Source organism: Cupriavidus sp. 05T313 (genome assembly GCF_056396665.1).
The window spans coordinates 21032-29084 of sequence record NZ_JBFTLX010000059.1 but is presented as its reverse complement, the minus strand read 5'-3'; the positions used below and the strand labels follow the sequence as shown (position 1 = coordinate 29084).

At 61.2% G+C, this 8053-nt stretch carries 7 protein-coding genes; all 7 read left to right on the top strand.

Going from position 1 to position 8053, the window contains the following annotated elements; all coding sequences use genetic code 11:
* On the top strand, positions 1-567 hold a 567-nt coding region (locus AC1DKD_RS15710; protein WP_477143435.1), incomplete at its 5' end, for an aminotransferase-like domain-containing protein.
* A gap of 1080 nt (positions 568-1647) precedes the next feature.
* The gene (fdhD, locus tag AC1DKD_RS15705; protein ID WP_441625047.1) at positions 1648-2460 is read left to right on the top strand and encodes a formate dehydrogenase accessory sulfurtransferase FdhD; all 813 of its coding nucleotides are present in this window, start codon (positions 1648-1650) and stop codon (positions 2458-2460) included.
* Between the two features lie 83 nt (positions 2461-2543).
* Complete coding sequence (locus AC1DKD_RS15700; RefSeq protein WP_441625049.1) at positions 2544-3059, top strand: molybdenum cofactor synthesis domain-containing protein; 516 nt, start codon at positions 2544-2546, stop codon at positions 3057-3059.
* A 294-nt stretch (positions 3060-3353) separates the two neighbouring features.
* Positions 3354-5372: an FUSC family protein gene (locus AC1DKD_RS15695; protein WP_477143434.1), complete on the top strand. Its 2019-nt coding sequence runs from the start codon at positions 3354-3356 to the stop codon at positions 5370-5372.
* Between the two features lie 43 nt (positions 5373-5415).
* Positions 5416-5628 (top strand): DUF1656 domain-containing protein, encoded by a 213-nt coding sequence (locus tag AC1DKD_RS15690; protein WP_441625053.1) that lies wholly within the window; start codon positions 5416-5418, stop codon positions 5626-5628.
* Positions 5625-6542, top strand: coding sequence for an efflux RND transporter periplasmic adaptor subunit (locus tag AC1DKD_RS15685; protein WP_441625055.1), 918 nt, complete (start codon positions 5625-5627; stop codon positions 6540-6542). Before AC1DKD_RS15690 ends, AC1DKD_RS15685 begins: the two co-directional genes overlap by 4 nt.
* Entirely contained in the window at positions 6539-7978 is a 1440-nt protein-coding gene (locus tag AC1DKD_RS15680) for an efflux transporter outer membrane subunit (protein ID WP_441625057.1), read from the top strand. The genes AC1DKD_RS15685 and AC1DKD_RS15680 overlap by 4 nt, the downstream gene beginning before the upstream one ends.
* Positions 7979-8053 lie beyond the last annotated feature (75 nt).

Here is an 8053-nt window from a genome sequence, read left to right as displayed (position 1 = left end):
GTCTACAACGAGCTTTATTATGGAGAGAGCCATCCCGGTTCGCTGAAGTCCTATGACGAAAAAGGACTGGTTCTATATTGCGCTTCCTTCTCGAAGAGCCTTGCAGTCGCCCATCGCATCGGCTGGGCCATGCCTGGACGGTATCGCGATAAAGTGGAGAAGCTGAAATTCCTAAATACACTGACGACCCCCTCGCTCCCGCAGATGGCAATTGCCGAGTATTTAAAAAATGATGGATATGATCATCATCTTCGAAAGGTGAGGCGTACCTACGCTCAGCAAGCTAGCATCATGGTGTCAATGGTGAATCGCTTTTTCCCCGCCGGAACAAGCACTTCGCACCCCGTGGGCGGCTATGTCCTCTGGGTCGAGCTACCGGACAGCGTAGACTCCATGAAGTTGTATCGCAGCGCCCTCGAACAGGGAATCACGGTCGGACCGGGTTATATGTTCTCCCCATCCAATGGGTTCAAGAATTTCATTCGCCTTAATTATAGCTACGCCTGGACGCCGCAGTTGGAGAGTGCCTTGATCACGCTTGGCAAGATAGTTACCTCTTGCATTTGAGTTTCGATTGGAGCCCGCGCGCCCCCTCCGGCACGCGAATGAATGCGACCAAAGGCGCATTTCGAGTATGATTTGGGCATTGAAAGGCACTTCCATGGCAGCCGGAGCGAGGCGAACTTCCGCGACGCCGCGAGACTGTTATCCCCGCTTCTTCGCGCCCCTGTATGCCCCTCCCAACGCCACTGGCGTCTACTCTTGCAGTGCGTCTCGTCCGTCGATAGCACTCGTGAAATTACTGGATGCGTGCCGTTCGAGAATCGCGGAATCAGTAGCCTGATGCACGTACGGCTCATTGCGCCGCTGCGGTGGTTTGAGTGGGCCGCCAGTCACACAATGCGAGAGGGTGTGGGAATGAACGAAAATTCGGATTCGAACAGATATCTGGTGGCGGTGGAGTTTCTGATCGCGCTTGGTGGCGTTGTCATTTTTATGTGCAGCATCCTGGCTTCTAGCCAAATCTAATCATTTCGAATCATAAGCGACAGCTTGCGCTGTCCCCGCGACGTGCCGGATCTCGACGGTCAGGTGGAACGTGCTGCGGTGCTTCAAACATATTCACAAAGTGTTGGTGCCGGCAGCCCGAGGTGCCTGCGCAGAAGTAAGGCGCACTTGGGCAGAGAGTACCCCAGGGTGTGGTTGCCCTCGCCTGCCATCAGCCGTGACTCCCTCACGCCCAGGACTACATTGCTGGTGTTGTTTCGGCGGTGGGTAAGTGTCGGCCTTGGCACCCTCTTGACCGTCTCATCAGAGGGTAGCGGCCGTGCTGCTTCCCCATTTGCCGGGCACCCTTTCTCTCATATTCCTGGCCTGTCGTCGCCTCGATCGAACAACGATCCCGAGGTGGCTGCGTCCTGTCTCCGCGACAGGGCTGTCTTGATTCACGCAAGCCGCAATGTCGAGCGCCCGGCTGAACCCGGCCTCGCGATCGCTTTTCGACGACTGCATCTGTAGTCCTCGCTTGTTGGCCATTCTGTATCTTCGTGTCCGACAACCGGTTCGTACAATGGCTTCAGTGCAATTCACTTCTACTACGAGTGAGCGGCGATCGTCGCCGCGTTGACTATTTCTAGGGGCAAGCCAATGTACTGCGAAGAACGGAGCGAGCGCAGCGGATTCAGGGAGCGCGAGATCGTACGTCACCGTGGCGTGATACAGACACGGGACAACGATAAGGTGGCCGAGGAGTTTCCAATCGCCTTGGTGTTCAACGGCATCTCACATGCCGTGATGATGGCGACCCCGCGCGATCTGGAGGCCTTTGCAGTTGGATTCGCGCTGACCGAGGGAATTGTCGGCAGTGCCCGCGAGATCTTCGATATCGAGGTGTTCATGCGCGAGGATAGCGCCGAGGTGCAGCTGACCGTGGGACAGCCATCCTTTCTCGCATTGAAGGGGCGACGACGTGCGCTTGCCGGACGGACTGGCTGCGGAGTATGCGGAATCGAGAGTATTGAACTTCTGGACTTGCACCCGGAACGCATTGAACCGCCGGCGATGCACGTTGTCGCGACGAATGTCGTCATTGCGCGTGCTGCCGAGGCGCTACAGGACCATCAGTTGCTCATGCGAGCGACCGGCGGCGTGCACGCGGCTGCCTGGTGCAATCCGGAAGGAGAAATTCTCGCCGTGTACGAGGACGTGGGCCGTCACAACGGCCTCGACAAGCTCATCGGTGCCCTGGCCATGAAAAGGATCGACATGAAGGCGGGTTTCGTCTTTCTGTCGAGCCGCGCCAGCTACGAGCTGGTGCGAAAGACAGCGCGAATGAATATTCCAATGCTTGCCACGATCTCCGCGCCCACCTCCCTGGCAATCAGCATCGCCGAGCAGGCGGGCATGAAGCTTGTGAGCTTCTGCAGGAAGGACGGCTTCGTTGAGTACACCGAGATCTGAGCGTAATCACGCCGCAAGCCGCGGACGCGAAGATGCGATCGGGAAGCGCGCTGCGTCGTAATGAGGCTGGAAGAGAAGACCGAATGAACCACGCAAACAATATGTTCCTGAACTGTGCAGTGATGACGGTGAGCGACACGCGAACACCGGATGATGATGGCTCCGGCGACTATCTGGTAGATGTACTCTCACGTGAGGGGCATCGATGTGTAGACCGCGATATTGTCAAGGACAACATCTACGAGATTCGTCGCATCTTTAGCGAGTGGATTGCCGATTCCAGGATTCAGGTGATCATCAGCAGTGGTGGCACGGGCTTCTCCCTGGCGAATTCTCTCCCGGAGGCGGTGAGGCCACTGCTGGACAAAGAGATAACCGGCTTCGGGGAGATCTTCCGGCAGCTTTCCTACGGGGAGGTCGGTAGTTCAACGATCCAGTCACGTGCGCTGGCCGGGTACGCGAACGGGAAGTTGCTGTTCTGTCTTCCCGGAGCCACCAAGTCCTGCGTGACCGCGTGGGAGGGAATCATTCGAGATCAGTTGGACTGCACCTACCTGCCCGGCAACTTTGCGACGCACCTCGCTTCGACAGGCGGGTGATACAAGCGAGCGTGAATTATGGTCGAATTTGATTGTGCACAGGCCATACTTGCCCGCAGCGGATCAGGGCGCAATGGATGGCTACGCGATGCGGCACGCTGATTATCGGCCCGGTTGCACGGTGCCGGTGCAGTAGCGGTGAGAAAGGTCGACACATCAGCGGGCTGCGATTCGCAGTCGCCGGGTCGAGACCGGACGCTGGCTAAAGCTTCTTCTGCAACCCGTCGCCGTGGCCCGGAGCGTCTGGTGATGGGCCATGCTAAATGGAATCAATCGTGAATACAGGTGTGCAACATGGCTAGCTGGCTGAGTGCACGGCAATGGCTCTTTTCGCTAAAGGTGTATGCGGCAGCGATGCTGGCGCTGTACATCGCGCTCGCCCTTGCATTGCCCCGACCCTACTGGGCAATGGCGACGGTCTATCTCGTGTCCAATCCGGTGACGGGAGCGACGCGTGCCAAGGCGGCCTATCGCGTAGTGGGCACGCTGCTGGGCGCAACCGCCGCGGTGGTGACGGTGCCCCTCCTGGTCAATGCGCCTGTGTTGCTGATGGGGGCGATTTCGCTCTGGTCTGGCGCGCTGCTCTATCTATCCCTGCTTGATCGGGCACCGCGCAACTACATCTTCCTTCTGAGTGCCTACACACTGCCTATCGTTGCGCTGCCGGCGGTCAGCCAGCCTGTGGAAATCTTCGACCTGGCCATCGCTCGCGTCGAGGAAATCGCCATCGGGATCGTCTGCGCCGGCATGGTGAGTGCCTTGTTCTTCCCCACGAAAGTGGCGCCGACCTTGCGCGACAGGGCGGCTGTCTGGCTCGGCGACGCGGGGCAGTGGGCCGCGGAAATTCTGTCGGCCGCGCCGGACTCGAATGCGTTCTCGCATGAAAATCGGCATCGCCTGGTATCCGACATTTCCACGATAGACCAGTTGATCAAGCAGCTCTCTTATGACACCGAGGGTACCGAGTCCCTGCGTAATGCCCGCGCACTGTGGGAGCGGATGGCCATGCTGTTACCGTTGCTGTCGTCATTGGCAGGTGTAGTGCGGGCGTTGCGGAGTCAACTGGCTGGCATCCCCGAGGACCTGGCCCGCCATATGACCGAAATGTCGCGCTGGATCCGCGGAGGCTTTTACGGTCCGGCACCGACCCAGATACCGCCAGCCACGCCCCCCGCCGCGAATGGGATGGCACCGGGCTGGCATGCGAGCCTGGTGGCTACCGCCAACGAGCTGTTGCTCGCGCTGGCGGCGTTGGGCGAAGATTGCCGGGCACTGCAACGCAGCATCGGCGACCGGACCACCGGATCCAGCGAATCTCCGCTAAGGGTGCGCGGGCTGTCCGCCGACCGTGCCAGTCATCATGATCACGGCATGTTGCTCTTCTATGCCTGCTCCACCAGTCTTGCTGTTTTTTGCGCGGGCCTGCTGTGGATCGTGTCGCAGTGGGAGGCCGGGGCCGGGGCCGTCGTGCTGGCGGCAGTCACCAGCTGCTTCTTTGCCACGATTGAGGAGCCACGGTCGGCGGCGCATTCCGTTTTGCGGTGGAGCGGCGTCTGTTTCGCCGTGTCCGCCTTTTACCTGTTCGCGGTAGTGCCATATGCGCATGATTTCGTGACGCTGGCTGGCATGCTGGCAGTGCCATACCTTGGGATCGGCTTGCTGCTGCCAAGGCCGGGGTTCAATCTCATCGCGCTGCTCTTGTCGCTGAATACGGCGTCCTTCGCGAACTTTCAGAGTGTCTTTGACGCCAACTTTCTTGCCACCATCAACGGTAGCCTGGCGAGCATCGGCGGCATGCTGTTCGCGCCTCTGTGGGCCATGGCGACACGGCCGTTTGGCGCCCGAGTCGCGGCGCGCCGCCTGATTCGCGCGAGCTGGAAGGACCTGGCGCAGGCTGCCACCTGCAGCGAAGCACCAAAAGTGGCAAAGCTGGGTGGCCGCATGGTGGACCGGCTTAACCAACTTGCGCCGCGGCTGACGGCAAGCGTCGGGAACATGCCTTCGGATGGTTTCGCCGAGTTGCAAATCGGATTCAGCTTGCTGGCCCTGCGGCGCGGTCTGTCCGCCATGCGACCCCAGGCGCGCAGGGCGGTAACCGGTGTGTTGAACGCCGTCGCGAGCCATTTTCGCGCCCGGCTCGGAACCGGGACGGGTTCGGCGTCGCCAGCCACGCTCCGCGCATGTATCGAGAAGGCCATCGGAGAACTTGCCGCCTTCCCGGGCGACGGCACTCGACATGCTCTGGCTGCCCTGGTGGTGCTCCGGCTGACCTTGTATCCGATAGGGAAAGAATCGCAGGAGGTATCACCTTGATCCGGCAATGGCCTTCGGATACCGCGCTGTACACGGAGGGAACATGCTGAGCGGCGAGATCGATGTTTATGGCGTCTTCGTGCCTACCCTGCTGGCGTTGATGCTGGTGACCTTTGCTATCACTACCTGCATGCGCGCGCTGCTCGCCCGCTTCGGCTTCTACCGGTTGGTGTGGCATCGGTCGCTCTTCAATCTTGCCATCTACCTTATCGTGCTAGGCGGCGTAGTCGCCATTGCGCGTTCGCTTCAATCATGAAAATCCATCTTCGTTCGCTCGGCTCTGTGGCGCTGACGTTAATCGCCACGGCGGTTGCCTTTTTTGTCGTCAGGCATCTATGGGATTACTACACCATCGCGCCGTGGACGCGTGACGGCCATGTGCGTGCCGATATCGTGCAGATCGCGCCTGATGTGTCGGGGCTGGTGACGCGTATCCTGGTCAAGGACAACCAGCAGGTGACGCGTGGGCAGCTCCTTTTCGTGGTCGACCAGGCCCGCTATGAGCTTGCCTTGCAGCAGGCCTTGGCTACGGCGACTGCGCAGCGCGTCTCGCTGGCGCAGCTACGCAGGGAGGCAGAACGCAACCGTACCCTGTCCGAGGTGGTCTCCAAGGAGGTCGTCGAAGAGGGTTTCGCCAAGGTCGATCAGGCCGCGGCCGCCTTGGCGCAAGCCGAAGCAGCCGTCGACCTCGCGCGGCTCAACCTTGCCCGCACGAACGTCGTTAGCCCGGTGAACGGCAATCTCAATGACCGGCTGCCACGGCTGGGAGACTATGTGACGACCGGCCGGCCGGTGCTTTCGATGATCGATGTGGACTCCATTTACGTGGAGGGCTACTTTGAAGAGACGAAGCTGCATCGCATACGTATTGGCAATCCGGTGGACGTGCGAATCATGGGCGAGGGCGAGCATCTGCACGGACACGTTCAGAGCATATCGGCCGGCATCGAAGATCGCGACCGTAGCAGTGGATCCAATTTGCTGCCGAATGTGAATCCTACCTTCAACTGGGTGAGGCTGGCGCAACGCGTGCCGGTGCGCATCGCGCTTGATGACGTGCCGTCCGGCGTACGACTTGTGTCCGGCCGTACCGCGACAGTTGCCGTGCGGGAAGCGCCAATGGCAGGGCAGGCGCATCCAGGCGTGGCGCAACTGGAGAAGTCAAAATGAAGAAGAGACTCAGCCTTGCCCTGCTACCGGTACTGATGCCGCTATTGCAAGCCTGTACCACGGTCGGTCCTGATTACCATGTGCCGGCGCATGCCGCCGTGCATGCGCCGCAGGCCAATGGCCCCTTGCTTGGTACGAAGCATCCGGCGGTTTCCCTGGCGCCGGTGCCGGACGCCTGGTGGCGCCTGTACGACGACCCGAAGCTGGACAAGCTGGTCCGGGAATCGCTCACTGCCAATACCGATTTGCGGGTCGCTGCGGCTAACCTGCGGCGGGCCATCGCGATGTATCACGAGGTGGAAGCGGACAACCTCCCGCAGGCAAGCGTCTCCGCGGCAACAGAGCGCACCCAGATCTCTGGCGAGAGCTTCCTGATGAAGGAGAAGATACCGGTCTTCAGCATTGGCGACGTTGGCTTCTCCGTGTCCTACCTGGTTGATTTCTTCGGCAAGCTCGAACGTGCCGACGAAGCGGCCCTTGCAAGCGCCGAGGCGAGTCAGGCCGCGCTCGACATGGCACGCGTCGGGGTTGTCGCAGAGACCGTGCGTGCATATGTGCAAGGCTGCGCGGCCACGCATGAGTATGAAGTGGCCGAGCGGCAACTGGCGTTGCAGGAGCGTGGGGTGGACATCGCCCGCAAGATGGTCGCCGCCGGGCGGGGGCAGCCGGTCGACGCGCTGCGCGCGCAAGCCCAGGCGGAGACCTTGCGGGCCAGCCTTCCGCACTTCAAGGCAGAGCAGGAGAGGGCCGCATACCGGCTGGCCGTCATGCTGGGCAAGCCGCCGGCCGCGCTTCCTGTGGCAGAAGCGGAGTGCCACGAGGAACCGAAGCTGCGCCAGGCGATTCCGGTGGGGGATGGTGCTGCGCTGCTCAAGCGCCGGCCCGATGTACGGCAGGCCGAGCGCGAGCTTGCATCGGCTACGGCAAAAATCGGCGTGGCCACGGCCGATCTCTATCCGTCGGTCAGCATCGGGGCATCGGCGGGCCTCACGGGGCTGCTCAGCGACCTCGGTACGGGGCAGACCGCTCACTGGGCCCTAGGCCCGATGCTGACATGGAACCTCCCGACCAACGGGGTGCGGCCACGCATTCACCGCATGGAGGCGGGGGCCGATGCGGCGCTGGCGAACTTCGATGGCGTGGTGCTCAAGGCGTTGCAGGAAACCCAAAGCGCGCTCAGCGCCTATACCAGGGAGTTGGAGCGCAACCTCGCCCTGAGGGCGGCACGGGACAATGCGAGCGAGGCGGCGCGGCAGAATCGGCTCCTGTACCAGGCCGGCCGCGCGCCCTATCTGTCCAGCCTCGACGCAGACCGTACGTTGGCCGGTTCTGACGCGGCCGTGGCGGCGTCGGATAGTGAGGTGGCGATCGACCAGATCAATCTCTTCCTGGCCCTGGGTGGCGGATGGCAGAATAGCCCGGACGTAACGAAGTGAAAAACTCGTCCCGCCTTCCGGCAAGGACCAGCGCACTGCCAAGAGTAACGCATGGAGATTTGCGCGGCCCTCTTT

What these genes read in the sequence shown, in the direction of transcription:
- AC1DKD_RS15690 (WP_441625053.1), top strand. Translation starts at nt 5,416, where the DNA reads ATGCTGAGCGGCGAGATCGATGTTTATGGCGTCTTCGTGCCTACCCTG.
- AC1DKD_RS15695 (WP_477143434.1), top strand. Translation starts at nt 3,354, where the DNA reads ATGGCTAGCTGGCTGAGTGCACGGCAATGGCTCTTTTCGCTAAAGGTG.
- AC1DKD_RS15680 (WP_441625057.1), top strand. Translation starts at nt 6,539, where the DNA reads ATGAAGAAGAGACTCAGCCTTGCCCTGCTACCGGTACTGATGCCGCTA.
- fdhD (WP_441625047.1), top strand. Translation starts at nt 1,648, where the DNA reads ATGTACTGCGAAGAACGGAGCGAGCGCAGCGGATTCAGGGAGCGCGAG.
- AC1DKD_RS15685 (WP_441625055.1), top strand. Translation starts at nt 5,625, where the DNA reads ATGAAAATCCATCTTCGTTCGCTCGGCTCTGTGGCGCTGACGTTAATC.
- AC1DKD_RS15700 (WP_441625049.1), top strand. Translation starts at nt 2,544, where the DNA reads ATGAACCACGCAAACAATATGTTCCTGAACTGTGCAGTGATGACGGTG.